We start from the raw sequence: 26,617 nt of genomic DNA on the forward strand, positions 1-26,617 counted from the left end.
CCGGACGTGCTGCTCCCGGCCGCCTCAGCTGGGGCGACAGGTGGCCGTGCCCTGGCGTCGCAGGTCGACATAGCGACGCGACGCGAAGTTCTCAGCCTGCGGGACCATGGCCCGAAGCTAGCAAACCGGGAGGGTGCTGCCCAGGGGCCGCCCACGCTACGGACGCCGACGCACCGCGCCGCCCGCCGTTCCCCCGCCCCCGCAGCACGGCGCCGCCCGCTCCCGCCCGGTGACGCGCGCTCGGCACTGCGGCTGTGCCGTGCTGCAGCTGTGATCAGCGAGCAGTGAGCCGGTTCGGTGTGACATGGATATCTTCAGTCGGCGAGGGATGCCGAACAAGCGTGTTCCTCATGGTTGTACACATGGATTTCACATGAGGTGAGCGAAACGGGTTCACACGTCTGTCGCGGTGAATTCCAGGCAGCGCAAAGGCCCCCGGCCCGAACGGATCACGCCGCACGGGCCAGAGGCCCCGGTCCTGCCCGGCCGGCCGCGACACCGGCCTTCTACTCGGCTCCTCGCAGTGCGGTTGACGGGCGCTGGCGCAGAGCGATGCGCGTGGTGGACACGCCTGTGGCAAGGGCGAGGATGCCCGCGCCGCCCAGGATGAGAGCGAGCGTGGCACCGTCGAGACGAAGGCGCGACGAGCCGGTCAGGGCGTGGCTGGTCACCGACAAAACGGTGCCCGCGACCAGTGATCCGACCAGGAGCGCAGCCAGCACGATCACCGCGTTCTCCAGGCGCATCATGCGGGCGACCTGTCTGCGCGAGGCGCCCACGAGACGCAGCAGCGCGAACTCGCCGGAACGTTCCATTGTGGTCATCACCAGGGTGTTCACGACGGAGATCGAGGTGAAGACGGTCACCACCACGAGGAGCAGATAGGTGGCGGCCATGGAGGCGTCCTGCCGGCGCAGCGCCTCGGCCCGGTAGGCGGCGCGGTCGAGCACCTGCCACGACGGCTCGTTCCGGTGCAGTGCCGCGAGGGCCCCGTCCAGTTGCCCCTCCCGGCCGGACTGCGCGCGTACGTACACGGCGTCCAGGAGCAGCGGCCTGCCGTACAGGTGCCCGGCTGCAAGGCTCTGGGGCAGGACGGCGTCGCCGAAGCCGCGGGAGCGGCTGTAGACGGCTGCGACCCTGACCTTCTCCACCCGCGAGTCCTCCAGGGCGAGGCGCACTTCGTCTCCCGCCCGGATATGGGCGCGCCGGGCCAGGTCCTGGCTCAACGCGACGTCGCGCGCTCCCCACGGGCTCATCCGGCCCTCGATGACGCCGAGATCGAGAACGTCCTCCAGCGGTCCGTCCGAGACTGCCTGCGCGACGCCGCCGGGGCCCAGTCGCCCGGACTCGGGATCGTCGACGACCGTCACGGAGGTGCCCGTGGTGGCCACCGCAGTGCCAACCCCTGGCGAGCTGCGGACCCTTGAGACGGCCGAGGCCGGAAGCCCGTCGCCGACCCTCTGCACGATCCGGTCCGCCACCATGCGCTGCCGGTCCTGCTGGGACTGCTCGTGCCACTTCATCTGCGGTACGAACAGGGCCACAGCGGCGAATGCGACCGTGAGGGCGAGCGGGGTGGCGGCGGTGCCGAGCCGTCGGTAGCTGGTGGTGAGGTTGCTCTTCACCAGCAGCCCCACCACCGGGAACAGTGCCTGGCAGAGCAGGCCGAGCGCGGCACCGGCCAGTTTGCCGATCCAGGGGGCGAGCAGTCCGACAGCGGTCATCAGCACCAGGACCATGACTCCCGCCGTGTTGGCCGCGTCGGAGCCCCCCGCCCTTCCGATCGCCCTGAGCCCCCACACGCCCCCGGCCAGAACAGCGAGACCTGAGCAGGCGCGAGCCACACCCACCCGGCGGCGCGGCACCGATGCCTCGCCCAGTGCCTGGACGGCGCGCACCCGAGAGGCACGTCGGCCGCTGCTCCACACCGACGCCTCGGCGGTCACCCAGCAGATCAGTACGGCGCACAGGACGCTCAGCGGGCCGAAGTCGAGGGGGAAAGCACCAGGGATCAGGCCCTGGGCCACCAGCCAGGCGCGCAGTTCCACGGCGAGCAGCAGGCCCAGCCCGCAGCCCGGGACGGCGGCGACCGCGGTCACGACCAGCGCCTCGTACGCGATGAGCCGACGGACCTGGCCGGGCGTCGCGGCGACGGCTCGTAACAGGGCCACCTCCCTGGTTCGCTGCTGCACGGAGAGGGCGAAGGCGCCCGAGACCGCGAAGGCCATGACGAACAGGCAGATGAAGCCGAAGGGCGCGACGAAGGACACCACGTCGGCGCCCCCCTGCCCCGGCGTCGCCCGGCGGCCGGCGTCGAGCAGCACCGCACAGGCCGTGATCAGTGTCTGCGCGCAGAGCATGGCCACGAAGGATCCGGCGAACGAGACCTTGCGGGCGCGGATGGACCACCACGCCAGGAGGAACAACATAGGTCAGGCTCCCAGTCGTGCCATGTGCTCGGCGATGGCGCGGGCGGATGCCCCGTGCAGGACTTCCGTGACCGCGCCGTCGACCAGGATCAGGACGGCGTCGGCGTACGAGGCCGCCGCCGGGTCGTGGGTGACCATCAGGACCGTCTGGCCGACCTCGTCCACGAGACGGCGAAGCAGTTCGAGGACCTTGCGGGCGGAGGCTGTGTCCAGGGCGCCGGTGGGCTCGTCGGCGAAAACCACGTCGGGGCGGGTGATGAGCGCGCGGGCAATGGCCACCCGCTGCTGCTGGCCGCCGGAGAGTTCGGCCGGCCGGTGTCGGCGCCGCTCACCGAGCCCGGTGTGGTCCAGCAGCCGCTCCAGCCAAGGCCGGTCGAGTCGGGTGTGCCGGCCGGCCAGCCGCACCGGAAGCGTGATGTTCTGTTCAGCGGTCAGCGAGGGCAGAAGATTGAACCCCTGAAAGACGAACCCGATCCGCTCGCGCCGAAGCCTGGTCAACTCTCGCTCCGTCAGCGGTCCCAGATCCCGGCCGCCGATTTCAACGGTGCCGTGGTCGGGGCGGTCCAGACCCGACGCGCAGTGCAGGAAGGTGCTCTTGCCGGATCCGGAGGGGCCCATCACGGCGGTGAACGTCCCGTACGGAAGTTGCGTGGTGACCCCGTCGAGTGCCGTCACCGCGGACCTGCCGCTTCCGTGCACCTTACGCACGCCGGCGAGGCGCACCGCCCATGCGCCCTCTGCGGAGGGCGGCTCGGCGCCGCCTCGCGGCCGGCCCTGTGCGGCCTGGCCTAAGTGATGGCCGGCTCGGGCGCCTGCGTGCTCGCTCACGTGCACTCTCGCTTCCGTATGTACTGCCCGGGGGCCTTTGGCCGCCCGGGCACGACTCCGCTCGTCATAACACGGCCACCATCACGCGGTCATGCCCAACGGGAGGCCCTGCGCGGTCCACCGGACGGTTCACGTCACGGCACGGGCCAAGGCCCGGACGAACCGGGGCACGTCGACCGTGCCCCAGCCGCTGGCCGTGTCGAAGCCCGGCCCCGCCGTGAACCCGGGGACTTCGGCGTAGGTGTTGGAGCCCTGGGTGACGTCGACGATCCCGGCGGCGAGGCCGGCTGCTCCCAGCCGGTAGAGGACGGGGTTGATGTCGCCGAGCGGGCCGTGGTGCACCTGCGCCGCAAGGGCGAGCACACCGGCGAAGAGCGGTGCCGACTGGGAGGTGCCGGAAGACCCCTGCATCACGATGTCCGGAACCGAACGGCCGGGTACGGCGTCACCGGCGGTGGCCGGGCGTTGCCATGCCGGGCGCGCAAAGCGCGACGAGTGTCCGGCCCCCGACTTGGGCCACAGTGTGTCGCGAGAGCTGCGGTGGCCCCGGGGGTCGACGTGCAGCAGGCTCCCGCCGACGGCGGTCACCCGGGGGTCGGACGCAGGCCAGGCCACTACGCGCCGGGGGTAGTGCCGGTCGGGGTGGTCGCCCAGCGGGCCGCTGGCCCCCAGGTCTCCCGAGGAGGCGACCAGGGTCGTGCCCGCCGCGCGGGCCCGGTCCAAGGCCGCACCGTAGGCCGGTATGGACGCGGGGTTGGCGAAGTTCTGCTCGACGGAGCCGAAACTCATGGACACCACGTCCGCCAGGCGGTGCCGTGTGAGGTGGTCCAGGACGCGCATCATCTCAGGCATGCCGCTCTCGCCCTGCGTCTCGTCCACGGGCGAGGCGGCGACCAGGATGCGGGCCTGCGGGGCAAGCGAGTGGACCATGGCGACATCGAGCCGGGTCTCAGACACCCATGCCTGACAGCTCTCTGTGTCGACACCGCGGGAGGTGCAGGACGGAGGCTTGCCCAAGGGTTCGACCCGCCGGAAATGAGCGTCAGGACGCCTCGGGGAGCGTCATCTCAGCCTCAAGATATCGCCCGTAACGCCCACACCGCGCATCACACACGCCCCCCGAACCCGCAGGTCAGGCGCCCTTTGTGACCGGCTCAAGAATCGCCACGCACTCCACATGATGCGTCATAGGAAACAGATCGAACGCCCGCAGCGTGCGCGGCTTGTAGCCCGCCTCCGCGAAGTACGCCAGGTCGCGGGCCAGGGCCGCGGGGTCGCAGGCTACGTAGGCGATGCGGCGGGCGCCCAGGGCCGCGAGTTGCTTGACCGTCTGCTTGCCGGCGCCCGCGCGGGGCGGGTCCAGGACGATCAGGTCCGCTTCGGTGATCTTCGTGCGGGGCAGGACCTGCTCGACCTTGCCCTGCTCGATGCGGACGCGGGGCAGGTCGGCCAGGTTGTGGCGGGCGTCCTCCACGGCGCGCTTGGAGGTCTCGATGCCCAGGACCGCGCCGGTCTCGCCGACCCGCTCCGCGATCGCACCGGCGAACAGGCCGACGCCGCAGTACAGGTCGAGCGCCATCTCGCCCTTGCGCGGCATCAGGCCCTGCATCACGGCCTTCACCAGGGTGTCCGGCGCCTGCGGGTGGACCTGCCAGAAGCCGCCCATGCCCACGCGGTAGGTGCGGCCGTCGGCGCGCTCGCGGACGAAGGCGCGGCCGTGGACGCGGTGGACGCCGCCGTCCTTCTCCTCCACGCGCAGCACCGAGACCGGCTTGTCGAGTTCGACCAGGGGCAGGCGGCCGCCGGGGGTGGGGGTGAGAACGACCTGGCGGTCGTGCGAGCCCGACGCCGCGATCGCCTCGACCGACGCGAGCTGCGGCCACTCGCGCTTCTCGATGCCCAGCTCCGAGACGCCCGGCGCGGCGATCAGGCAGTGGTCGATGACCTCGACGTCGTGCGAGCGGTGCTTGCGCAGGCCCGCGCGGCCCTCCTCGTCGATGGCGTACTGGACGCGGCTGCGCCACGCCGGGACCTGGCCCGCGGGGAGCTTGTCGCCCTCGGCGGGTACGACCGTGCCGTCCCAGCCGGCCTCCTCGGGGGTGAGGCCCGCAAGGCGCTGGAGCTGCTCGGTGATGACCTCGCCCTTGAGGCGGCGCTGGGCGCCCGGCTTCGCGTGCTGCCAGTCGCAGCCGCCGCACTTGCCGGGGCCCGCGAAGGGGCAGGGCGCCTCGACGCGGTCCTTGGACGCCTCGACGATCCGTACGGCGTCCGCGCGCAGGAAGCGGGCGTCGGCCTCGCCCTCGGTGACGCGGGCGACGACCTTCTCGCCGGGCAGGGCGTGGCGTACGAACAGGACGCGGCCCTCGGCGGTGCGGGCGATGCAGTGGCCACCGTGCGCGACGGGGCCGACCTCGACCTCGTACTCCTCCCCGACCAGCGACGCCTGCGAGGGCTCGGATGCGTTCTGCTGCATGGGTGGGTGACTCCAGGGGTGAGGGAAGGAAACGGCCGGGGGGAACGGCGGACGGCCGGGCGATCAGCCCACCAGTCTACGTGGGTGTCGCCCGGCCGTCCGCCACCGTACGTGTGCCCTCCGCCCCCTGCGGCTCGGCACGGCTCAGCCCTTGTTGCTGGGCTCCTTGGGCCGGTGTGCCACGGGGCCGCGGCGCACGGAACCCGGGGCGTTCCAGTCCGCCCGCCTGCGGGCCCGCTTCTTGGCGGCCTCGGAGGATTCGAGCTGGTAGGGGACGGAGGTCACCATGACGCCGGGGGTGAACAGGAGGCGGCCCTTGAGCCGCAGCGCGCTCTGGTTGTGCAGCAGGTGCTCGTACCAGTGGCCGACGACGTACTCGGGAATGAACACGCTGATCGCGTCGCGCGGGCTCTCGCGGCGCAGGCCCCGTACGTACTCGATGATCGGCCGGGTGATCTCGCGGTAGGGCGAGTCGAGGATCTTCAGGGGCACGTTGATGCCGCGCCGCTCCCACTCCTCCTTGAGCGCCTTGGTCTCGGCCGGGTCGACCGAGATCGACAGCGCTTCCAGCTGGTCGGAGCGCATCAGCTTGGCGTAGGCCAGGGCGCGCAGGGTGGGGCGGTGGACCTTGGAGACCAGGACGATCGAGTGCACCCGGGAGGGCCGCAGGCTGTCGTCGGAGGGCTCGTCGGGGGCGGCGATCTCGGCGGCGACGCGGTCGTAGTGCTTGCGGATCGCGGTCATCGTTCCGTAGAAGATCACCATGCCGAGCAGCGCGACCCACGCGCCGTGGGTGAACTTGGTGGCCAGGACGACGACCAGGACGAGACCGGTGAAGAAGGCGCCGAAGGCGTTGATCGCGCGGGAGCGGACCATGCGCCGGCGCTTGGCCGGGTCGGTCTCGTCGGCCAGGTGGCGGTTCCAGTGGCGGACCATGCCGGTCTGGCTGAGCGTGAACGAGACGAAGACGCCGACGATGTAGAGCTGGATCAGCCGGGTCGAGTCCGCGCCGTAGATCACCACGAGCAGGACGGCGGCGCCGGCGAGCAGCACGATGCCGTTGGAGAACGCGAGGCGGTCGCCGCGGGTGTGGAGCTGGCGGGGCAGGTAGCGGTCCTGGGCGAGGATCGAGCCGAGCAGCGGGAACCCGTTGTAGGCGGTGTTCGCGGCGAGGAACAGGACCAGCGCGGTGGCCGCGGCGAGCACGACGAACAGGAAGCTGCCGTGGCCGAAGACGGCCTCGGCGACCTGCGAGATCACCGGGTTCTGCACGTATCCCGAGCCGAGCGGCGAGCCGTTGTGCAGCAGGTCCTCGCCGGGCTTCTCGGCCATCCGCACATGGGTGCTCATGGCCAGCGCGATGATGCCGCAGAACATGGTGACGGCGAGGCCGCCCATGAGGGCGAGCGTGGTCGCGGCGTTCTTCGACTTCGGCTTGCGGAAGGCGGGGACGCCGTTGCTGATCGCCTCGACACCCGTGAGCGCGGCACAGCCGGAGGAGAAGGCGCGCAGCAGCAGGAAGACCAGGGCGAAGCCGGCCAGTCCCTGGTGTTCGGCCTTGATCGTGTAGTCCGCGGTCGGCGCCTTCATGGTGTCGCCGAGCACGATCCCGCGGAACGCGCCCCAGGCGATCATGAGGAAGACGCCGGCGACGAAGACATAGGTCGGGATGGCGAAGAGCTTGCCCGACTCCTTCATGCCGCGCAGGTTCAGCAGCGTCAGGAGCACGATGACGGCGACCGCGCAGAGCACCTTGTGCTCGACGATGAAGGGGATGGCCGAGCCGAGGTTCTCGATGCCGGAGGCGATGGAGACGGCCACGGTCAGCACGTAGTCGACGAGCAGGGCGCTCGCCACGGTGAGTCCGGCCTTCGGCCCGAGGTTGGTGTTGGCGACCTCGTAGTCGCCGCCGCCGCTCGGGTAGGCGTGCACGTTCTGCCGGTAGGAGGCGACCACCGTGAACATGAGCACCACGACCGCGAGCGCGATCCAGGGGCTGAAGTGGTACGCCGACACACCCGCCACGGACAGCACCAGGAGGACTTCTCCGGGTGCGTACGCAACGGACGAGAGCGGGTCGGAGGCAAAGACGGGAAGTGCGATGCGCTTGGGGAGGAGCGTTTCTCCCAGCTTGTCGCTGCGCAACGCCCGGCCGATCAGGATCCGTTTGGGCACGTCGGTCAGTTTGGACACGCAGAGGATCGTAAGCGCTGTGTCCGGATAAGGCCCACCCGCCTCCCCCGGGGCGGTGTGCGCCATAGGGGCACTGAGTGAGTACAACCTCGGGCATGCCGCATAAGCTCAGCACGCGGCAACGTGGATTTCTGTTGCCACGCTGTTGCCCGGCTAGCCGAGAAGGAAGTAGTGAGCAGGGTGTTTGCGCAGGTCATCGGGGCGACCAGGAGTGCGGGGTAAGGGGACGTGCACATCGTCATCATGGGCTGCGGGCGAGTGGGAGCCGCTCTCGCGCAAGCCCTGGAACTACAGGGTCACACCGTCGCGGTGGTCGACCAGGACCCGACGGCTTTCCGTCGGCTGGGGTCGGGCTTCGGCGGGCGCCGGGTGACCGGCGTCGGCTTCGACCAGGACACCCTGCGCGAAGCGGGCATCGAGGAGGCCGGCGCGTTCGCGGCGGTCTCCAGCGGCGACAACTCCAACATCATCGCGGCCCGGGTGGCGCGCGAGATGTTCGGCATCGAGAACGTGGCGGCGCGGATCTACGACCCGCGGCGCGCCGAGGTCTACCAGCGCCTGGGCATCCCGACGGTCGCCACGGTCAGCTGGACCGCCGACCAGATGCTGCGGCGGCTGCTGCCGTCCGGTTCGGAGCCCCTGTGGCGCGACCCGAGCGGTGGCGTACAGCTCGCCGAGGTGCACACCTCCACGGCGTGGATCGGCCACAAGGTCAGCACCCTCCAGGAGGAGACCGGCGTGCGCGTCGCGTTCCTCACCCGGCTGGGCGAAGCGGTGCTGCCGTCGTCCCAGACGGTGCTGCAGGAGGGCGATCTGGTGCACGTGATGATGCGTACCGACGAGGTCGACAAGGTCGAGGCGGCGTTCGCCCAGGGCCCCGAGGAAGGCGGTCACTGATGCGTGTGGCGATTGCCGGGGCCGGCGCGGTGGGCCGTTCCATCGCGGGCGAGCTCCTGGAGAACGGGCACGAGGTGCTCCTCGTCGACAAGGCGCCCACGGCCATCTCGGTGGAGCGGGTGCCGCTCGCGGAGTGGCTGCTCGCGGACGCCTGTGAGATCACCTCACTCGACGAGGCGGCGCTCCAGCGCTGCAACGTGGTCATCGCGGCCACCGGCGACGACAAGGTGAACCTGGTCGTCTCGCTGCTCGCGAAGACCGAGTACGGGGTGCCGCGGGTGGTGGCCCGGGTCAACAACCCGAAGAACGAGTGGCTGTTCAACGAGTCGTGGGGCGTGGACGTCGCCGTCTCGACGCCGCGTCTGATGTCGGCCCTGGTCGAGGAGGCGGTGAGCGTCGGTGATCTCGTACGCCTGCTGCGCTTCAGCCATGGCGACGCCAACCTGGTCGAGCTGACGCTGCCGCCGGAGTCGGCGCTGGCGGGCACGCAGGTCGGGGACGTGGCGTGGCCGGAGGACACCTCGCTCGTCACGATCATCCGCGGGACGCGGGTGCTCACGCCGAGCCAGGAGGAGACCCTCGAGGCGGGCGACGAGCTCCTGTTCGTGGCGGCGCAGGCCCGCGAGGAACAGCTGGAGGACCTGCTCTCGGTCCGCCGCGAGAGCTGATCGACCGCATCACACGGCCGAGGGCCCGCGACCGTGACGGTCGCGGGCCCTCGCTCTGTTCGTGAAAGGAGCGTTACGCCCCGGCTTCCCCGTGGGCGGCGGCCTTGCGGGCCTTCTCGGCCGCTTCCTCCGCCTCCATCTCGGCGAAGACGTCGATCGGCGCCGGCGCCTTGGCGAGGAAGACCCAGGTGAGCCAGACCGCGAGCAGGAACGGCGGGATCTTCAGGGCGATCAGGACCCAGCCGAGCTGGGAGGTGTTGGCCCACCAGTACAGCGGGAAGAGGATCGCGCACTTGGCGAGCAGGATCAGCCCCCACGCCCAACTGGCCTTCGCGTACGCCTTCTTGCGGCCCGGGTTGCGGGTGCGCCAGGACAGGTTCTCCTTGAAGACCGGGCCGAGGATGAGCCCGATCAGGGGCACCCCGCACAGGGTGGTGACGATGTACGCCAGCGCCAGGCCCAGGGTGTAGAGCATGCCCGGCAGATAGAAGTCCTTGGCGTTGCCCGTCATCATCGCGAAGACCACGCCGAAGGCGACGCCGAAGACACCGCTGAAGGCGTGCTTCATGGTGTCCTTGCGGACCAGGCGGACCACGACGAGCAGCAGCGACACCGCGAGGGCGGCGATCGCCGAGACGTGCAGGTCCTTGTTGACCGTGAAGATCGTGACGAAGAGCAGTCCCGGAAGGACCGTCTCCACCATGCCGCGCACCCCGCCGAACGCCTCGAAGAGCGCGGCCTCGGTGACGGCCTTCGCGTCGGCGGGCGGGGCGGGGGTGGTGGTCGGCTTGTCGACTGACGTCACCGGCTACTCCTGTCCGAGCGGTCGGAGTTCGTATTTGGGGTTGAACAGGACCCGCCGGCCGTGGCTCAAGGAGATCCGGCCCGAAGCGATGAGCTTGCGGCCCGGCTCGATGCCCACGATCGAGCGCCGTCCCAGCCACACCACGTCCAGTGGGGCGGTGCCGTCGAAGAGCTCGGCCTCCAGCGCCGGCACTCCCGCCCGGGGGCGCAGGGTGACGGTCCGCAAGGTACCAGTCACTTTGACTATCTGGCGGTCGCTGCACTCGGAGATGCGGGTGCACCCCGTGGCCTGCGTGTCCTCCTGCAGTTCCGCGGAGTGCAGGTCCTCCTGCGAGGTGGACAGCCGGTCGAGCATCCGGCGGAACCGGCCCGCGGGCTTCTCGGTACGAAGGTCAGCACTCATACAGAAAGCGTACCGGTGGACACGGCCTCCGGATCAAAGCATGTGGTCAGCACGGATACGGCTGCCGTACAGCGCCGGTGTGAAACGGGTCGGCCCACGGTGCGGTGTTGACGCGGGGGGAGGCGGGGCCCCGCGAGCCGGGCGCCGTCAGCGTTCGAAGCGGTAGCCCATGCCCGGTTCGGTGATGAAGTGGCGCGGGTGCGAGGGGTCGAGTTCCAGCTTGCGGCGGAGCTGGGCCATGTAGACCCGCAGATAGTTGGTCTCGGTGCCGTAGGAAGGCCCCCAGACCTCCTGGAGGAGCTGTTTCTGGCTGACCAGGCGGCCGGTGTTGCGGACCAGCACTTCGAGCAGGTGCCACTCGGTCGGCGTGAGGCGTACGTCGCGGCCCTCGCGGTTGACCTTCTTGGCGGCCAGGTCGACGGTGAAGCCCTCGGTCTCCACCATCACCACGTCGTCGGCGCCGTCCGCGCCGCCCACCGGCTCGGCCCGGCGCACCGCGGCGCGCAGCCGGGCGAGCAGCTCGTCCATGCCGAAGGGCTTGGTGACGTAGTCGTCGGCGCCCGCGTCGAGCGCCTCAACCTTCTCGTCGGAGGTGTGGCGGGCGGAGAGCACCAGGATGGGGACCCGGGTCCAGCCGCGCAGCCCCCGGATGACCTCGACGCCGTCCATGTCCGGCAGCCCCAGGTCGAGGACGACCACGTCGGGGTGGCGGGCGGCGGCGAGCCGGAGGGCGCTCGCGCCGTCGGGGGCCGCGTCCACCTCGTACTTCCGTGCCTTGAGGTTGATCACGAGCGCGCGCACGATCTGCGGCTCGTCCTCGACCACGAGCACCCGGGTCATCTGGGGTCCCTGCCTTCTGCGGTTGCGGGCTGAGCGGTTCGGTCCATGAGGGGGTCGGGGTCCGGGGGATGTGCGGTCCGGCCGGGGGCGGCGCGGACGGTGAGGACCATGGTGAGGCCGCCGCCGGGGGTGTCCTCGGCGGCCAGGGTGCCTCCCATGGCCTCGGCGAAACCCCGGGCGACGGCGAGGCCGAGGCCCACACCGGCGCCGCGCGGTGCGTCCCCGTAGCGCTGGAAGGGGGCGAAGATGCGGTCCTTGGCGGCGTCGGGGACGCCCGGGCCGCGGTCGGTGACGCGTATCTCGACGCGGTCGGCGAGGGCGCTGGCGGCGACCGTGACGGCCTGGTGCGGCGGGCTGTACTTGACGGCGTTCTCGACGACATTGGCCACGGCCCGCTCCAGCAGGCCCGGGTCGACCTCGACCATGGGCAGGGTCTCGGGGATGTCCAGGACGACGCTGTCCTCCAGGACGCCGCCGAGCGCCATGGGCACGACCTCGTCGAGGTCGATCTCGCGAATCAGCGGGGTCACCGTGCCGGTCTGGAGGCGGGACATGTCGAGGAGGTTCCCCACGAGGTGGTCGAGGCGGTCGGCGCCGTCCTCGATGCCTTCGAGGAGTTCGGCGCGGTCCTCCTCGGACCATTCGACGTCGTCGGAGCGCAGTGAGCTGACCGCGGCCTTGATGGAGGCGAGCGGGGTGCGCAGGTCGTGGCTGACGGCGGCGAGCAGCGCGGTGCGGATGCGGTTGCCCTCGGCGAGCTTGCGGGCCTGGTCGGCCTCCCCCACCAGGCGCCTGCGGTCCAGGACGACGGCGGCCTGGGCGGCGAAGGCGCCGAGCACCCGTCGGTCCTCGGCGGGCAGCACCCGCCCGGACAGGGCGAGCGCCATGTGGTCGCCGACGGGCATGTCGACGTCGGCGTCCTCGGGGCGGGCGACCGGGCGCGGCCCGACGCTGCCCGCACACGTCCAGGGCTCCACGTCTCCGGCGCGCTCCAGGAGGGCCACCGATTCCATGGCGAAGGTCTCGCGGACCCGCTCCAGGAGGGCGTCCAGGCTGGTCTCGCCGCGCAGGACGCTGCCCGCGAGGAAGGAGAGGATCTCGGATTCGGCGCGCAGCCGGGCCGCCTGGTGGGTGCGGCGGGCGGCGACGTCGACGACGGAGGCGACCGAGAGGGCGACCAGGACGAAGATGACGATGGCGACGATGTTCTTCGGGTCGGCGATCGTGATCCGGTGGACGGGCGGGGTGAAGAAGTAGTTCAGCAGAAACGAGCCGAACGCGGCCGAGGCGAGGGCCGGGAAGAGGCCGCCGAGCAGGGCCGCGGCGACGGTCAGCGTCAGGAACAGCAGCATGTCGTTGGCGAGCCCGAGGTCCGCCTCGACATTGGTGAGCAGCACGGTGAGCAGGGCCGGGCCGATCACGCCGGCCGCCCAGCCCCACACGATGCGGGCCCGTCCGAGCCGTGCGCCGCGGGCCACGGGAAGGCCGCGGCCCTTGGCGACCTCGTCGTGGGTGACGATGTGGACGTCGAGGTCTGGCCCGGAGTCGCGGGCCACGGTCTGCCCGACGCCGGGGCCCAGGATGTACTGCCAGGCCTTGCGGCGGCTGGATCCGAGGACGATCTGGGTGGCGTTGACGCCGCGTGCGAAGGCGAGCAGCGAGGCCGGGATGTCGTCGCCTATGACGTGGTGGAAGCTGCCGCCGAGGTCCTCGACGAGGGTGCGCTGGACGGTGAGTTCCTTGGGCGAGGCCGAGGTCAGCCCGTCGCTCCTGGCCACGTACACGGCGAGGATCTCGCTGCCGGAGCCCTTGGCGGCCATGCGGGCGGCCCGGCGGATGAGGGTGCGGCCCTCGGGGCCGCCGGTCAGTCCGACGACGATGCGCTCGCGGGCCTGCCAGGTGGACTTGATGTCGTGTTCGCCGCGGTACTGCTGGAGGTACTCGTCGACCCGGTCGGCGACCCACAGCAGGGCGAGTTCACGCAGCGCGGTGAGGTTGCCGGGCCGGAAGTAGTTGGACAGGGCCGCGTCGACCTTGTCGGAGGTGTAGATGTTGCCGTGCGCCATGCGGCGGCGCAGCGCCTGGGGCGACATGTCGACGAGCTCGATCTGGTCGGCCCGTCGCACCACTTCGTCGGGCACCGTCTCGCGCTGGCGTACGCCGGTGATCGACTCGACGACGTCGCCGAGGGACTCCAGGTGCTGGATGTTGACGGTGGACACGACGTCGATGCCGGCGGCGAGCAGCTCCTCGATGTCCTGCCAGCGCTTGGTGTTGCGGGCGCCGGGCACGTTGGTGTGCGCGAGTTCGTCCACCACGGCGACGGCGGGGCGGCGCTCCAGGACCGCGTCGACGTCCATCTCGGTGAAGAGGCTCCCCCGGTATTCGATCGGGCGCCGCTGGATCTGCTCCAGGCCGTGCAGCATGACCTCGGTGCGCGGCCGCCCGTGGTGCTCGACGAACGCGACGACACAGTCCGTGCCTCGCTCCACCCGGCGGTGCGCCTCGGAGAGCATGGCGTAGGTCTTGCCGACGCCCGGCGCCGCGCCGAGGTAGATCCGAAGCTTGCCGCGTGCCATGGCCCCATTGTCTTTCAGAAGTCAGCTACGTACGCTGCGTCGACCTTACGGCCAACAATTCCGGCAAATGGGGTGGGGGTGGGGCGGGGGCCGCGTATTGACGCGATTCTGACGCCACGCCTTCGAGGGGCGCGGCGGTTCTGACGCCCCGCCCCCGAGGGGGCGCCGCTCAGCCGTGGTCGGTGATCTGCCCGTCGCCCAGTTCGAGGACGCGGTCGGCGAAGCCGAGGAGCTGGCTGTCGTGGGTGGCCACCAGGGCGGTGACGCCCTCGCTGCGGACGACCGCGCGCAGCAGCTCCATCACCGCGAGCCCGGTCTCGGCGTCGAGCTGGCCGGTGGGCTCGTCCGCGATGAGCAGGGCGGGCCGGTTGGCGAGCGCGCGGGCGATGGCGACGCGCTGCTGCTGGCCGCCGGACAGCTCGCCGGGGCGCTGGGCGGCGTGGTCACCGAGGCCCACCAGGGAGAGCAGCAGCGCGACGCGTTCCTCGCGCTCGCGCGGGGCGACCTTCTTGAGCCGCATCGGGACCCCGACGTTCTCGGCGGCACTGAGGATGGGGATGAGGCCGAAGGACTGGAAGATGAAGCCGATCCGGTCGCGGCGCAGCTCCAGGAGCCCCTCCTCGCCCAGACCGACCACCTCGGTGCCGTCCACGGTGACCGTGCCCTGATCGGGCCGGTCGAGGCCGCCCAGGAGGTTGAGCAGGGTGGTCTTGCCGGAGCCCGAACGCCCCTTGAGGGCGACGAGCTCGCCGCGCGGCACCTCGAAGGAGACGCCGCGCAGCGCGTGCACGGCGGCGGCCCCGCTTCCGTAGGAGCGGTGCAGGTTGTCGACCCGGACCATCGGGCCGCCCGGTCTGCCCGCGACGGCCGTCCCGCCGCCCTGCCCGCTGGTGCTCTGCGTCATGCGTGTCTCCCCCGTACGTGACTGTGCGCGGCCGGCGCCAGTATGGGCAGATCGCACCCGGCCGGGCAATGCGTCACGAGGGGATCGGCCCGGGCGGTCCGGGTGGGCGGTGGCCTCCCGGGCAACCGGGGCGGGCCGGGCGGACGGGCGGCCCGGCCCTCCTCATCCGCCGTGCGCGCGGCGGCAGTTGGGGCCGGCCGCGGCGACGGACCGCCGGCCCCCCACACGCCGATGGGCCGCGCCCCCGGTCCGGGGAAGCGGCCCATCCGATACCTGACGGAGCGTCAGCGAATCTCGGTGACCTCGGGGCCACGCTGGAGCTGGCCCATGCCGCCGGAGAAGCGCGAGCCCTCCTGGTCCTCCTGCTGGACGCCCTCGGGGACCATCTGCGCGTCGTTGGGGAGCTTCAGGACGATCGGGTCGCGGGGCGCCATCGGGCCCTCGCCGCGCACCACGACGGTGTCACGGAAGATCGTCTCCAGGAGCCCGGCGGCCTGCGGCTGCACCGCGCCCTGGCCGGAGATGACACCGCGCAGGAACCAGCGCGGGCCGTCCACGCCCACGAAGCGGACCAGCTGGACACCATTGGTGCCGTCGGGCAGTTGCACCGGGACCTGCGCACGCAGCTCCCAGCCCAGCGGGCCCTCGACCTCGTCGATGATGCCGCCCTGCTGGGTGATGCCGGAGGCGATCTCCTCGCGGACCTCGCCCCAGATGCCTTCCTTCTTGGGGGCCGCGAAGGCCTGGAGCTGGACCGCGCTGTCGTTCAGGACGACCGTGGCCGCCACGATCGCGTCGCCCGCGACCTCGACCCGCAGCTCCATGCCCTCGACCCCGGGGACGAACAGTCCACCGAGGTCCACCCGGCCCTCGCCGGGCTCGCTCACCTCGGAAACGTCCCAGGGTCCGTCCGGACGGGGCGCCGGCGGCAGGTTCACCCTGCGCACCTGGGCCTCGCCATCGGCTCCGGCCGCGTCGTTCTCAGCGGACGCGGTGCCCTCGACAACCTGCTCGGCCTCGCCCGCCGAGTCCTCGGCGGTACCGCTCTTCTTGCGACGTCCGAACACGTCACTGTCCTTCCCGGTCGGATACGACCGAAGCGTATCGATTCCCACCCGTTGTGCCGCCAGTGGCGGCCGAACCGTCCACGGCCACATGCCCGCCGGTGGACCCGAAGCCCCCCTCGGCCCGCGCCGAGCCGGGAAGTTCCGCCACCTCGTGGAAGCGCACCTTCTCAACCTGCTGGACGACCAGTTGGGCAATGCGGTCGAAGCGCTCGAACCGCACGCTCTCGCGCGGGTCGAGGTTGACCACGATCACCTTGATCTCTCCACGGTACCCGGCATCCACCGTCCCCGGGGCATTCACCAGGGCGACACCGCACCGGGCGGCGAGCCCGGAACGGGGGTGCACGAAGGCCGCGTACCCGTCGGGCAGCGCGATGGAGACACCGGTCGCCAGGACCGCGCGTTCCCCCGGCGCGAGTTCGGCGGCCTCGGTGGTGACCAGATCGGCGCCGGCGTCGCCCGGGTGCCCGTACGCCGGGAGCGGCACCTCCGGGTCGACACGGCGGATGAGGACATCTACGGGTTCACGCGTCACGGGTTCACCTCGAAGGCGCGGGCGCGCCTGACCTGGTCGGGGTCGGACATCGCGGCCTGGATCTCGGCCGGTCGTCCGTTGTCGATGAAGTGGTCCACCTTCACCTCGATGAAGAGGGCCTGGGCGCGGACCGCGACGGGCCCCTCGGGGCCTCCGATGCGGCCGGCGGCCCGGGAGTAGATCTTGCGGCCGGCCACCGCGGTGACCTCGGCCTCCAGATGCAGCACCGTGCCGACCGGCACCGGGCGGGCGAAGTCCGTCTCCAGCCGGCCGGTCACCGCGATCACCCGCAGCAGCCAGTTCAGCGAGCCGAGCGTCTCGTCGAGCGCGGTGGCCAGCACCCCGCCGTGGGCGAGACCCGGGGCGCCCTGGTGGGCCTCTCGTACGGTGAACTCGGCGGTGACGGTCACGCCCTGGCCGGCCCGGGCGGCCAGATGCAGTCCATGGGGCTGTCCGTCGCCGCAGCCGAAGCAGTGCCCGTAGTGCGCACCGAGCAGCTCGCCGGGTGCGGGCGCTTCGGGGTGCCGCACCGGCGCCATGGCGTCGGTCGGGGGCGTCAGGGACGCAGATGTAGCAGTCACAGCCGCAGACCTTACCCGCGGTCAAGGCGCAGGTCGCGCCGTGCCAAGCTAGCTTTCATGCAGCCCAATGCCCCGCAGTACGCAGAACGCCTGACCGTGCCCCGCTCGTGGTGGTTCATCTCCGTCCTGGTCGGCGTCGCGTGCGCGCTGATGCTGCTGCCCGTGGGCACGCTCGCGCTGCTGGCCGGTTTCGGGGGCGGCACGGCGGTGTCCTGGGTGGTGGTGAGCTCGTACGGCTCGGTGCGGATCCGGGTGCTCGCGGACACGCTGGTCGCCGGGGAGGCCCGGATCCCGGTGAAGGCGCTCGGCGAACCCATGATCCTGGACGCCGAGGAGGCGCGGGCCTGGCGGCTGCACAAGGCCGATCCGCGCGCGTTCATGCTGCTGCGGGCCTACATCCCGACGGCGGTGAAGGTGGAGATCACGGATCCCTCGGACCCGACCCCCTACGCCTACCTCTCGACCCGCGACCCCGAGGCGCTCAAGGCGGCCCTGAACGCGGTCCGTACCGCCTGAGGCCCTCGCCGCTCAGCGGCCGAGCTCCTTGCGGGGGTTGCCCTGCGGCAGCGGGTTGTCGGGCTGTTCCAGGGCGGGCAGGTCGCTCAGCGCGTCCCAGGGAACCTGGCGTTCGCGCAGGTCCTTCCTGATGTGCGCGGCGAGCTTCTTGGTGTCCCGCCGGTTGAGCACGGCTCCGACGGCCGCGCCGACCATGAACGGTGTCAGGTTCGGCAGATTGCGGACCATGCGCTTCATGATCTGCTGGCGCAGTTCGCGCTTCATCTGACCGCCGAGCGCGAAGTTGAGCGACGTCGGCTTGGTGACGTCGATGCCCCGCTCCTCGGTCCACGAGGTGACATAGGCCAGCGACCGCTCCTTGAGCGTGCCGGGCGGCCGCATGCCGTAGACCTCGTGCAGCTCGGCGATGAGCTTCAGCTCGATGGCCGCGACCCCGATGATCTCCGCGGCCAGCTCGGCGGGCATCGCCGGCGGGACGGGCAGCATCGCGGCCGCGCCGATCCCCGCGCCGACCGTGGAGGTGCCGTTCGCGGCACCCGCGATCAGCTTGTCGGCGATCTCCTCCGGGCCGAGGCCGGGGAAATGCGTGCGCAACGTCGCCAGGTCCCGCACGGGAACGCGGGGGGCGACGTCGATGATCCGGTCGGCAAGGTGGCCGAGCGAGGCCTTCATGCCCTCGCCGCCCTTGCGTACGCCCTTCTTGAGCACCGGAACGCTCTTCTTCAGGGCGGGAACACCCTTCTCCAGAGCGCCCCTGCGCAGGGCGTCCAGGCGTCGGGCCCCGGCCGCGGGCCCCGCCTCGTCCTCCGTCTCCGGTGCCGTGAGCGCTGCTTCGAGCGAGGCCTGGGGGCCCCGCTCGGCGTCACGTGCACCCTCGACCGCGCGCACCACAGGGAGGCCGTCCGGCTCGGCGGGGGCTGCCACGCCTTCCACCGGGCCTGTGCCGCCCTGGGGTGCCTCGGTGGAACCCGGGGCACCCTTCCTCCGGAACGGTCGCTTCCGGGGCGGTTTCGCGCTTGTCACGGCAGGCCTGCTCAGTCGCAGTCGCGGCAGATCGGCTGGCCGTTCTTCTCCCGGGCCAGCTGGCTGCGGTGGTGCACGAGGAAACAGCTCATGCAGGTGAACTCGTCGGCCTGCTTGGGCAGGACGCGGACGGCGAGCTCTTCGTTGGACAGGTCCGCGCCGGGCAGTTCCATGCCTTCGGCGGCCTCGTACTCGTCGACGTCGACGGTCGAGGTGGACTTGTCGTTGCGCCGGGCCTTCAGCTCTTCAAGGCTGTCGGAATCGACGTCGTCGTCGGTCTTGCGTGGGGTGTCGTAGTCCGTTGCCATGTCGCTCTCCCCCTCTGGGTGGTTGCGGTGTCTCAGCGCACGTAACGCGTGAGAGGCCGGACTTGTGCCCGACCTGAGGCGGAGATTTTGCCTCACATCAAGGTCTGTTACTCAATCGACACCCAACCGCACTCCTCAAGAGTGATCGTCTTGGATGGCGATCGGGACCGTACACGGTCCTAATGTCGCACTTCACCGGTGCCACCTCGTGTACTTCCCGTTATCTCACCCCCCGGAAACCCGTACTTTTCCCGGGATTCCAGGGGATTCGGCGATCACGGAGAGTAGGTGACCGGAAGTTTGCCTTTGTGACTGATCACACACGAAACTCACAGGGAAAGGTCCCGAAAATTCCGCGCAAAGCGAACTGTCACCACAGCTTCGAGCAGCGTCTCAGACCGGCAGGGTGACACGCATCACGAGGCCGCCGCCTTCGCGGGGCTCCGCGATGATACGGCCTCCATGAGCCCGCGCGACCGACCGGGCGATGGACAGGCCGAGCCCGACGCCCTTGTCGCTGCCGGTGCGCTCGGTGCGCAGCCGCCGGAACGGCTCGAAGATGTTGTCGATCTCGTACGCCGGGACCACCGGCCCCGTATTGGTCACGACCAGCGTCGCCTGGCCGTCCTTGAGCCCGGTGACCACCTCGACCCAGCCGTCCTCGGGGATGTTGTAGCGGACCGCGTTCTGGACCAGGTTCAGGGCGATGCGCTCCAGGAGCACGCCGTTGCCCTGGACCACGGCCACGGCCCGCTCGCCGCGGATCTCGACGCTCTTGGCCTCGGCCTCGGTCCTGGCCTGGTCGATGGCGCGGGAGGCGACCTCGGCCAGGTCCACGGGCTTGCGGTCGATGATCTCGTTGTCGCTGCGGGCGAGCAGCAGCAGACCCTCCACGAGCTGCTCGCTGCGCTCGTTGGTGGCGAGCAGCGTCTTGCCGAGCTGCTGGAGCTCCACCGGGGCGCCCGGGTCGGACAGGTGCACCTCCAGGAGCGTGCGGTTGATCGCCAGCGGGGTGCGCAGCTCGTGCGAGGCGTTGGCGACGAAGCGCTGCTGGGCGGTGAAGGCCCGCTCCAGGCGGTCCAGCATCTCGTCGAAGGTGTCGGAGAGCTCCTTGAGCTCGTCGTCGGGGCCGTCGAGTTCGATGCGCCGGGTCAGGTCCGTACCGGCCACCCGGCGGGCGGTGCGGGTGATCCTGCCGAGCGGCGACAGGACGCGGCCGGCCATCGCGTACCCGAACGCGAAGGCGATGACGCTGAGGCCGACCAGCGCGAGCAGGGAGCGGCTGAGGAGGTTGTCCAGGGCGTGCTGGCGCTGCTGGGCCATGCAGACGCCGATCGCGTCGTTGATCTCCTGGAAGGTGCCCGACGCGGGGAGCTGACAACTGCCGCTGGACAACGTGATGTTCTGGCCCCCCATGATCTTGAAGGGGGCACTGCCCGCGTGCAGGGCCTGGGCGGCGAGCAGATAGATGATCGAGAGGAGCAGTATCCCCGCGATCATGAACATGCCGCCGTAGAGCAGCGTCAGGCGTATCCGGATGGTGGGCCTGAGCCAGGGAAAGGGCGGTTCGGCCGACTTCGGGGCCCAGGCCGGCTTCGGGGGCGCCGTGGGCGGCGCGGGGGTGGCGGCCATCGCCGTCAGATCCGGTAACCGGAGCCCGGCACGGTGACGATCACCGGGGGCTCGCCGAGCTTGCGGCGCAGGGTCATGACGGTGACCCGCACGACGTTGGTGAACGGGTCGGTGTTCTCGTCCCAGGCCTTCTCCAGGAGCTGCTCGGCCGACACCACGGCGCCCTCACTGCGCATGAGGACTTCCAGGACGGCGAACTCCTTGGGCGCGAGCTGGATCTCCCTGCCCTCGCGGAAGACCTCCCGGCGGTTGGGGTCCAGCTTGATGCCGGCCCGCTCCAGGATGGGCGGCAGCGGCACCGTGGTGCGCCGGCCGAGCGCGCGGACGCGGGCGGTCAGCTCGGTGAAGGCGAAGGGCTTGGGCAAGTAGTCGTCCGCGCCGATCTCCAGGCCCTCGACGCGGTCGCTGACGTCACCGGCCGCGGTCAGCATCAGGACCCGGGTGGGCATGCCCAGCTCCACGATCTTGCGGCAGACGTCGTCGCCGTGGACGTTCGGCAGGTCCCGGTCGAGCACCACCACGTCGTAGTCGTTCACCCCGATCCGCTCCAGGGCCGCGGCGCCGTCGTACACGACGTCGACGGCCATGGCCTCCCGGCGCAGTCCGGTGGCCACCGCATCGGCGAGCAGTTGCTCGTCCTCGACGACGAGTACGCGCACGGCGCATTTCCTTCCCTAGTCACCCGCGTCGGCGCGGGCGGATCGGTGCACTGAACCAGTGACTGTGAGCTTCCATCCTGCCCCTTACGGCCATAAACCGGCGGTAAGGCGGTGCGGGGCCCCGGTCCGCCGCTCACCTGCGATTTCCGGCCGAACGATCCGGGCGTCGCGGGAATGAACAGGATTGGCGCGGCAGTTGAGGTTTCTTTGAGAGTGGGCTTGGGGAGGACGATTGCACACCCCGCGATCACGCCCTGTATGTGGCATGCCACATCCTCACGTCGTGGTCGCGACCCACCGTCGGCACAGTCCTGTGCCACCGACCCACGACGAGGGGGCGCACCATGGACGCTTTCACCGCAGGACTGCTGCAGCGCATAAGGACCACGGAAACCGACCTCACACGGGCACGCGAGACCGGCGACGACTTCCTCGCCGACGTCGAGCAGGCTGAGCTGGACGACCTGCGTCGTCTGGCCGCCGAGCACGGCGTGGAGGTAGCCGCGTAGCGCTGCGACCCCACCCACCGGCAAACCCCGGCGCCATGGGACGGCGCCGGGGTTTCGTCATGCCTGGGGCCGCATCCGGCCTCAGTCGTGCCAGGCCCCGTACTCCTCCAGGAGGCCCTGGAGCGGGCCGAAGAGCTCCGGGGAGGCGGCGACCGTCAGCTCCCGGGAGGGGGGCGCCCCGGGCCGGCCGCCGGTCAGTGCGCCGGCCTCACGGGCGATCAGGTCGCCGGCCGCCAGGTCCCAGGGGTTGAGGCCGCGCTCGTAGTACGCGTCGAGCCGCCCGGCCGCCACGTCGCACAGGTCGATCGCCGCCGAGCCGCTCCGGCGGATGTCACGGAAGCGCGGGATCAGCCGCTGGGCCACCTCGGCCTGATGGGCGCGTACGGACTGGACGTAGGCGAAGCCCGTCCCCACCAGGGACTGGGACAGCGGGGCCGGCGGCCGGCAGCACAGCGGGCGCTCGCCCTCGAAGGCGCCGCCGCCGAGGACCGCTTGGTAGGTCTCGCCGCGCATCGGGGCGGCGACCACGCCCGCGACCCGCTCGCCGTCCTGTTCGGCGGCGATGGAGACGGCCCAAGTGGGCAGCCCGTACAGGTAGTTGACGGTTCCGTCGAGCGGGTCGATGACCCAGCGGATGCCGCTGGAGCCCTCGCTGGACGCGCCCTCCTCGCCGAGGAAGCCGTCGTGCGGGCGGTGCTCGGCGAGGTAGCCGGTGATCAGCTTCTCGGCGGCGATGTCCATCTCGGTCACCACGTCGATGGGGCTGGACTTGGTGGCGGCGACGGCGAGATCGGCCGGACGGCCGTCACGCAGCAGCTCACCGGCGCGCCGCGCGGCCTCCAGGGCGAGGCCGAGCAGTTCGCGGTGCAGGGGGTCGGTCATGGGGGCTCCCTCAGGCGTACGGGCTGTCGGCGCCGGCGGCCGCGGGCTTGGCGGCGCCGCGGGCGGCCGGGCAGCAGCCGATGGGGCACAGGTCGTGCGAGGGGCCGAGCGCTCCGAGCGCACACCGCTCGGCGGGCAGCCCCCGCTCGGCCGCGGCCCGCTCGACGACCAGCTCGCGCACGGCCGCGGCGAAGCGGGGATCGGCGCCGACGGTCGCCGAACGGGCGACGGGCAGGCCCAGTCCGGCGGCCTTGGCGGTGGCCTCCGTGTCGAGGTCGTAGAGGACCTCCATGTGGTCGGAGACGAAGCCGATGGGGACCATCACGACGGCCGGGGCGCCCGCGCCGTGCAGCACCTCCAGGTGGTCGCAGATGTCGGGTTCCAGCCAGGGGATGTGCGGGGCGCCCGAGCGGGACTGGTAGACGAGCTCCCAGGGCCGCTCGACGCCGGTCTCGGCGTGGACCGCGTTCGCGATCACGCGCGCCACGTCGAGGTGCTCGCGTACGTAGGCGCCGCCGTCGCCGTGCTCATCGACGGGGCCCGAGGTGTCCGCGGCCGCCGTGGGGATGGAGTGCGTGGTGAAGGCGAGGTGGGCGCCCGCGCGGACGTCCTCGGGCAGCTCGGCGAGCGAGGCGAGGACGCCGTCGACCATGGGGCGCACGAAGCCGGGGTGGTTGAAGTAGTGCCGCAGCTTGTCGACCCTGGGCACCTCCAGACCCTCGGCCTCCAGGGTGGCCAGGGCCTCCGCGAGGTTTTCGCGGTACTGCCGGCAGCCCGAGTACGAGGCGTACGCGCTGGTGGTGAGGACCGCGATGCGGCGGTGGCCGTCGGCGGCCATCTCGCGCAGGGTGTCGGTGAGGTAGGGCGCCCAGTTCCGGTTGCCCCAGTGGACCGGCAGGTCCAGGCTGTTCTCGGCGAAGTCCTTGCGCAGCGCGTCCAGCAGCGCACGGTTCTGCTCGTTGATGGGGCTCACCCCGCCGAACAGGAAGTAGTGCTGCCCCACCTCCTTGAGCCGCTCCCTGGGGATGCCGCGGCCGCGCGTCACGTTCTCCAGGAACGGGACCACGTCGTCGGGGCCCTCGGGGCCGCCGAAGGAGAGCAGCAACAGGGCGTCGTACGGGGCGGCGGCCGCGGCCGCTCCGGGAGCTGGATCACGCAGTTCGGACATGCCTCGATCCTGCCACCCGCCTCGGACAGGCGCGGTGCCGAGCCGGGGGAAGCGGCGGATCGGGTCGGAAAAGGCGGTGCGGTGGGCCAATTCAGCATCGTAAGCTTTAGAGGTCAATTACACGCGTCACGCCGGATCCGGGAGCCCCCGTTGCCCAGTCCCTACCGCGCGATCTTCGCCGCCCCCGGCACCAAGGGGTTCTCCGCCGCCGGACTGCTCGGCCGGATGCCGCTGTCGATGATGGGCATCGGCGTCGTGACCATGGTGTCCCAGCTCACCGGTCGCTACGGCCTGGCCGGGGCGCTCTCGGCGACGCTCGCCATGGCGGCCGCCGTGGTCGGTCCGCAGATATCCCGGCTCGTCGACCGGCACGGCCAGCGCCGGGTGCTGCGCCCGGCCACCGCCGTCGCCGTCGCGGCGGTCGCCGGGCTCCTGGTCTGCGCCCAGCAGAACGCCCCGGACTGGACCCTGTTCGTCTTCGCGGCGGGCGCGGGCTGCGTGCCGAGCGTGGGCTCGATGGTGCGGGCCCGCTGGGCCGCGATCTACCGCGGCGACTCCCAGAGCCTGCACACGGCGTACTCGTGGGAGTCGATCGTCGACGAGCTGTGCTTCATCCTGGGGCCGATCCTGTCCATCGGGCTCTCCACGGCCTGGTTCCCCGAGGCCGGCCCATTGATCGCCGGCTGTTTCCTCGTCGCCGGGGTCTGCTGGCTGACCGCCCAGCGCGGCACCGAACCCGTACCGCATCCGCGCGAGCACCACACCGGCCGCTCCGCGCTGGGCTCGCGCGGACTCCAGGTGCTGGTCGCCACCTTCGTCGCCACCGGGGCCGTCTTCGGCTCGGTCGACGTGGTCACCGTGGCCTTCGCCGACGAGCGCGGCCACAAGGCGATGGCCAGCCTGGTGCTCGCCGTGTACGCGCTCGGCTCCTGCCTCGCGGGAGCGGTGTTCGGGCTGCTGCGCCTCAAGGGGGCGGCGTCCACCAGGTGGCTGGTGGGTGTCTGCGCGATGGCGGTGAGTATGATCCCGCTCCAACTGGCCGGGAGCCTGCCGTTCCTTGCCGTGGCGCTCTTTGTCGCGGGCCTGTTCATCGCGCCGACGATGGTGACGACGATGGCCCTCGTCGAACAGCACGTACCGCGCAGCAAGCTCACCGAGGGCATGACCTGGACCAGTACCGGGCTCGCGGTCGGTGTGGCGCTCGGCTCCTCCGCCGCCGGTTGGGTGGTGGACGCGGCGGGCGCGCAGGCGGGGTACCTGGTGTCCGGCGTGTCGGGAACGCTGGCGGCGGCGGTGGCGTTCCTGGGGTACCGCCGGCTTCGCAGGCCGGTGCCGCATCGGGAGGGGCTCGAAGCAGATGAGCGGAGCGAACAGCAGCACCTGGCGTAACTGGGCGGGGAACGTCACCGCGCGGCCGGCGAGGGCGGTGACCCCGGCCTCCACGGCCGAACTGGCCGACGTCGTACGCCGGGCCGCGGAGCAGGGCCTGACGGTGAAGGCGGTCGGCACCGGCCACTCCTTCACGGCCGCCGCCGCCACCGACGGCGTGCTCATACGCCCCGATCTGCTGACCGGCATCCGCGAGCTCGACCGCGCCGCGATGACCGTCACCGTCGAGGCCGGCACCCCTCTGAAGCGGCTGAACGCCGTGCTGGCCAGGGAGGGCCTGTCGCTCACCAACATGGGCGACATCATGGAGCAGACGGTGGCGGGCGCCACCAGCACCGGAACCCACGGCACCGGGCGGGACTCGGCCTCGATCGCCGCCCAGATCACGGCACTTGAGCTGGTGACGGCCGACGGCTCCCTGATGACCTGCTCGGCGAAGGAGAACGCCGACGTCTTCGCGGCGGCCCGGATCGGGCTCGGTGCGCTCGGCGTGGTCACCGCGATCACCTTCGCCGTGGAGCCGATCTTCCTGCTCACCGCGCGCGAGGAGCCGATGACCTTCGACCGGGTCACCGCCGGGTTCGAGGAACTCTTCGCGGAGAACGAGCACTTCGAGTTCTACTGGTTCCCGCACACCGGCAACTGCAACACCAAGCGCAACAACCGCAGCGCGGGTCCCGCCGCGCCGCCCGGCCGGGTGCGCGGGTGGATCGACGACGAGTTCATGTCCAACGGGCTCTTCCAGGTGGTGTGTTCGCTCGGCCGCGCGGCGCCGGCCACCATCCCGGCCGTCGCCAAGGTCTCCAGCCGGGCGCTCTCGGCCCGTACCTACACCGACATTCCGTACAAGGTCTTCACAAGTCCGCGCCGGGTGCGGTTCGTCGAGATGGAGTACGCCCTGCCCCGCGAGGCGGCGGTCGGCGCGCTGCGCGAGGTGAAGGCGCTCGTGGAGCGCTCACCGCTGCGCGTGAGCTTCCCGGTCGAGGTCCGTACCGCCCCGGCCGACGACATCGCGCTCTCCACCGCCTCGGGCCGCGAGACCGCCTACATAGCGGTGCACATGTACCGGGGCACGCCGCACCAGGCGTACTTCACCGCGGTGGAGCGGATCATGACCGCGCACGGGGGCCGCCCGCACTGGGGCAAGCTGCACACCCGCGACGCGGCCTACTTCGCGGAGGCCTACCCGCGCTTCGCCGAGTTCACCGCGGTACGCGACCGCCTGGACCCCGAGCGCCGCTTCGCCAACCCCTATCTGCGGCGCGTGCTGGGCGACTGAAGCGGGCCCCGGCCCACGCGGGCCGGGGCCCGCACACCCGGGGCACCGAGT

The 26,617-nt window shown here is 71.4% G+C and carries 25 protein-coding genes; 6 read left to right on the forward strand and 19 right to left on the reverse strand.

Features of this window, described 5'->3' with window-relative positions:
* Window positions 1–506 precede the first annotated feature (506 nt).
* The 5 genes from N4G70_RS18000 to N4G70_RS18020 form a co-directional block, all read right to left on the reverse strand.
* The gene (locus tag N4G70_RS18000; RefSeq protein WP_261713668.1) at window positions 507–2,429 is read right to left on the reverse strand and encodes an FtsX-like permease family protein; all 1,923 of its coding nucleotides are present in this window, start codon (window positions 2,427–2,429) and stop codon (window positions 507–509) included.
* A 3-nt stretch (window positions 2,430–2,432) separates the two neighbouring features.
* On the reverse strand, window positions 2,433–3,104 hold the full coding sequence (locus N4G70_RS18005; protein ID WP_399035854.1) for an ABC transporter ATP-binding protein: 672 nt from the start codon (window positions 3,102–3,104) through the stop codon (window positions 2,433–2,435).
* Window positions 3,105–3,386: 282 nt separating this feature from the next.
* Window positions 3,387–4,214 carry a S8 family serine peptidase gene (locus tag N4G70_RS18010; RefSeq protein WP_261713670.1) on the reverse strand — a complete coding sequence of 276 codons (828 nt, stop codon included), beginning with the start codon at window positions 4,212–4,214 and terminating at the stop codon, window positions 3,387–3,389.
* A gap of 175 nt (window positions 4,215–4,389) precedes the next feature.
* Window positions 4,390–5,730, reverse strand: a complete 1,341-nt coding sequence (locus N4G70_RS18015) for a class I SAM-dependent RNA methyltransferase (protein WP_261713671.1) — start codon at window positions 5,728–5,730, stop codon at window positions 4,390–4,392.
* Window positions 5,731–5,874: 144 nt separating this feature from the next.
* The gene (locus N4G70_RS18020) at window positions 5,875–7,923 is read right to left on the reverse strand and encodes an APC family permease (RefSeq protein WP_261713672.1); all 2,049 of its coding nucleotides are present in this window, start codon (window positions 7,921–7,923) and stop codon (window positions 5,875–5,877) included.
* A gap of 228 nt (window positions 7,924–8,151) precedes the next feature.
* Between N4G70_RS18020 and N4G70_RS18025 the strand changes: the two genes are divergently transcribed.
* Both N4G70_RS18025 and N4G70_RS18030 read left to right on the forward strand, forming a co-directional pair.
* Window positions 8,152–8,820, forward strand: a complete 669-nt coding sequence (locus N4G70_RS18025) for a TrkA family potassium uptake protein (protein WP_261713673.1) — start codon at window positions 8,152–8,154, stop codon at window positions 8,818–8,820.
* Window positions 8,820–9,488, forward strand: coding sequence for a TrkA family potassium uptake protein (locus N4G70_RS18030; RefSeq protein WP_120720883.1), 669 nt, complete (start codon window positions 8,820–8,822; stop codon window positions 9,486–9,488). Before N4G70_RS18025 ends, N4G70_RS18030 begins: the two co-directional genes overlap by 1 nt.
* 73 nt (window positions 9,489–9,561) lie before the next feature.
* Here the strand turns inward: N4G70_RS18030 and N4G70_RS18035 are convergent, their stop codons facing one another.
* The 8 genes from N4G70_RS18035 to N4G70_RS18070 all read right to left on the reverse strand — a co-directional run bounded on the left by N4G70_RS18035 (window position 9,562) and on the right by N4G70_RS18070 (window position 17,201).
* The gene (locus tag N4G70_RS18035) at window positions 9,562–10,293 is read right to left on the reverse strand and encodes a DUF3159 domain-containing protein (RefSeq protein WP_261713674.1); all 732 of its coding nucleotides are present in this window, start codon (window positions 10,291–10,293) and stop codon (window positions 9,562–9,564) included.
* 3 nt (window positions 10,294–10,296) lie between these two features.
* Window positions 10,297–10,695, reverse strand: coding sequence for an OB-fold nucleic acid binding domain-containing protein (locus tag N4G70_RS18040; protein WP_100575930.1), 399 nt, complete (start codon window positions 10,693–10,695; stop codon window positions 10,297–10,299).
* Window positions 10,696–10,842: 147 nt separating this feature from the next.
* Window positions 10,843–11,535 carry a response regulator gene (locus N4G70_RS18045; RefSeq protein WP_261713675.1) on the reverse strand — a complete coding sequence of 231 codons (693 nt, stop codon included), beginning with the start codon at window positions 11,533–11,535 and terminating at the stop codon, window positions 10,843–10,845.
* Window positions 11,532–14,114: a sensor histidine kinase KdpD gene (locus N4G70_RS18050; RefSeq protein WP_261713676.1), complete on the reverse strand. Its 2,583-nt coding sequence runs from the start codon at window positions 14,112–14,114 to the stop codon at window positions 11,532–11,534. Before N4G70_RS18050 ends, N4G70_RS18045 begins: the two co-directional genes overlap by 4 nt.
* A 169-nt stretch (window positions 14,115–14,283) precedes the next feature.
* Window positions 14,284–15,018: an ABC transporter ATP-binding protein gene (locus N4G70_RS18055; protein WP_261713677.1), complete on the reverse strand. Its 735-nt coding sequence runs from the start codon at window positions 15,016–15,018 to the stop codon at window positions 14,284–14,286.
* A gap of 284 nt (window positions 15,019–15,302) precedes the next feature.
* Window positions 15,303–16,085 (reverse strand): DUF3710 domain-containing protein, encoded by a 783-nt coding sequence (locus N4G70_RS18060; protein ID WP_261713678.1) that lies wholly within the window; start codon window positions 16,083–16,085, stop codon window positions 15,303–15,305.
* Between the two features lies 1 nt (window position 16,086).
* Window positions 16,087–16,620 (reverse strand): dUTP diphosphatase, encoded by a 534-nt coding sequence (dut, locus tag N4G70_RS18065; RefSeq protein WP_261713679.1) that lies wholly within the window; start codon window positions 16,618–16,620, stop codon window positions 16,087–16,089.
* Window positions 16,617–17,201 (reverse strand): PaaI family thioesterase, encoded by a 585-nt coding sequence (locus N4G70_RS18070; RefSeq protein WP_261713680.1) that lies wholly within the window; start codon window positions 17,199–17,201, stop codon window positions 16,617–16,619. Before N4G70_RS18070 ends, dut begins: the two co-directional genes overlap by 4 nt.
* A 57-nt stretch (window positions 17,202–17,258) precedes the next feature.
* Here N4G70_RS18070 and N4G70_RS18075 point away from each other — a divergent pair, with 57 nt between their 5' ends.
* A complete protein-coding gene (locus N4G70_RS18075) occupies window positions 17,259–17,717 on the forward strand; it encodes a DUF3093 domain-containing protein (protein ID WP_261713681.1) in 459 nt (152 codons plus the stop codon).
* A 12-nt stretch (window positions 17,718–17,729) separates the two neighbouring features.
* Here N4G70_RS18075 and N4G70_RS18080 read toward each other — a convergent pair whose 3' ends face one another.
* From N4G70_RS18080 to N4G70_RS18095, 4 genes are all read right to left on the reverse strand, one after another.
* Window positions 17,730–18,740: a hypothetical protein gene (locus N4G70_RS18080; RefSeq protein WP_388728679.1), complete on the reverse strand. Its 1,011-nt coding sequence runs from the start codon at window positions 18,738–18,740 to the stop codon at window positions 17,730–17,732.
* An 11-nt stretch (window positions 18,741–18,751) separates the two neighbouring features.
* Window positions 18,752–19,048: a DUF4193 domain-containing protein gene (locus N4G70_RS18085; RefSeq protein WP_053725482.1), complete on the reverse strand. Its 297-nt coding sequence runs from the start codon at window positions 19,046–19,048 to the stop codon at window positions 18,752–18,754.
* 393 nt (window positions 19,049–19,441) lie between these two features.
* Window positions 19,442–20,680 carry a HAMP domain-containing sensor histidine kinase gene (locus N4G70_RS18090; RefSeq protein WP_261713683.1) on the reverse strand — a complete coding sequence of 413 codons (1,239 nt, stop codon included), beginning with the start codon at window positions 20,678–20,680 and terminating at the stop codon, window positions 19,442–19,444.
* A gap of 5 nt (window positions 20,681–20,685) precedes the next feature.
* A complete protein-coding gene (locus tag N4G70_RS18095) occupies window positions 20,686–21,339 on the reverse strand; it encodes a response regulator transcription factor (RefSeq protein ID WP_120720894.1) in 654 nt (217 codons plus the stop codon).
* A 344-nt stretch (window positions 21,340–21,683) separates the two neighbouring features.
* On the opposite strand from N4G70_RS18095, the gene N4G70_RS18100 reads away from it, so the two are divergent.
* Window positions 21,684–21,848, forward strand: a complete 165-nt coding sequence (locus N4G70_RS18100; protein ID WP_261713684.1) for a hypothetical protein — start codon at window positions 21,684–21,686, stop codon at window positions 21,846–21,848.
* 81 nt (window positions 21,849–21,929) lie between these two features.
* Here N4G70_RS18100 and N4G70_RS18105 read toward each other — a convergent pair whose 3' ends face one another.
* Together N4G70_RS18105 and N4G70_RS18110 are read right to left on the reverse strand one after the other, a co-directional pair.
* On the reverse strand, window positions 21,930–22,730 hold the full coding sequence (locus tag N4G70_RS18105; protein ID WP_261713685.1) for an inositol monophosphatase family protein: 801 nt from the start codon (window positions 22,728–22,730) through the stop codon (window positions 21,930–21,932).
* 10 nt (window positions 22,731–22,740) lie between these two features.
* A complete protein-coding gene (locus N4G70_RS18110; RefSeq protein ID WP_261713686.1) occupies window positions 22,741–23,898 on the reverse strand; it encodes a ferrochelatase in 1,158 nt (385 codons plus the stop codon).
* A 150-nt stretch (window positions 23,899–24,048) separates the two neighbouring features.
* On the opposite strand from N4G70_RS18110, the gene N4G70_RS18115 reads away from it, so the two are divergent.
* Both N4G70_RS18115 and N4G70_RS18120 read left to right on the forward strand, forming a co-directional pair.
* A complete protein-coding gene (locus N4G70_RS18115; protein WP_261713687.1) occupies window positions 24,049–25,287 on the forward strand; it encodes an MFS transporter in 1,239 nt (412 codons plus the stop codon).
* Complete coding sequence (locus tag N4G70_RS18120) at window positions 25,256–26,566, forward strand: D-arabinono-1,4-lactone oxidase (protein ID WP_261713688.1); 1,311 nt, start codon at window positions 25,256–25,258, stop codon at window positions 26,564–26,566. Before N4G70_RS18115 ends, N4G70_RS18120 begins: the two co-directional genes overlap by 32 nt.
* Window positions 26,567–26,617 lie beyond the last annotated feature (51 nt).

It is taken from the genome of Streptomyces sp. ASQP_92 (assembly GCF_025399895.1).
Classification (GTDB): domain Bacteria; phylum Actinomycetota; class Actinomycetes; order Streptomycetales; family Streptomycetaceae; genus Streptomyces.

Bases quoted from the DNA above. Each gene is read 5' to 3' on its own strand.
- N4G70_RS18030 (WP_120720883.1), top strand. From the start codon at position 8,820: ATGCGTGTGGCGATTGCCGGGGCCGGCGCGGTGGGCCGTTCCATCGCG.
- N4G70_RS18105 (WP_261713685.1), bottom strand. From the start codon at position 22,730: ATGACCGACCCCCTGCACCGCGAACTGCTCGGCCTCGCCCTGGAGGCC.
- N4G70_RS18085 (WP_053725482.1), bottom strand. From the start codon at position 19,048: ATGGCAACGGACTACGACACCCCACGCAAGACCGACGACGACGTCGAT.
- N4G70_RS18045 (WP_261713675.1), bottom strand. From the start codon at position 11,535: ATGACCCGGGTGCTCGTGGTCGAGGACGAGCCGCAGATCGTGCGCGCG.
- N4G70_RS18075 (WP_261713681.1), top strand. From the start codon at position 17,259: ATGCAGCCCAATGCCCCGCAGTACGCAGAACGCCTGACCGTGCCCCGC.
- N4G70_RS18015 (WP_261713671.1), bottom strand. From the start codon at position 5,730: ATGCAGCAGAACGCATCCGAGCCCTCGCAGGCGTCGCTGGTCGGGGAG.
- N4G70_RS18055 (WP_261713677.1), bottom strand. From the start codon at position 15,018: ATGACGCAGAGCACCAGCGGGCAGGGCGGCGGGACGGCCGTCGCGGGC.
- N4G70_RS18000 (WP_261713668.1), bottom strand. From the start codon at position 2,429: ATGTTGTTCCTCCTGGCGTGGTGGTCCATCCGCGCCCGCAAGGTCTCG.
- N4G70_RS18050 (WP_261713676.1), bottom strand. From the start codon at position 14,114: ATGGCACGCGGCAAGCTTCGGATCTACCTCGGCGCGGCGCCGGGCGTC.
- N4G70_RS18100 (WP_261713684.1), top strand. From the start codon at position 21,684: ATGGACGCTTTCACCGCAGGACTGCTGCAGCGCATAAGGACCACGGAA.
- N4G70_RS18090 (WP_261713683.1), bottom strand. From the start codon at position 20,680: ATGGCCGCCACCCCCGCGCCGCCCACGGCGCCCCCGAAGCCGGCCTGG.
- N4G70_RS18110 (WP_261713686.1), bottom strand. From the start codon at position 23,898: ATGTCCGAACTGCGTGATCCAGCTCCCGGAGCGGCCGCGGCCGCCGCC.
- N4G70_RS18040 (WP_100575930.1), bottom strand. From the start codon at position 10,695: ATGAGTGCTGACCTTCGTACCGAGAAGCCCGCGGGCCGGTTCCGCCGG.
- N4G70_RS18120 (WP_261713688.1), top strand. From the start codon at position 25,256: ATGAGCGGAGCGAACAGCAGCACCTGGCGTAACTGGGCGGGGAACGTC.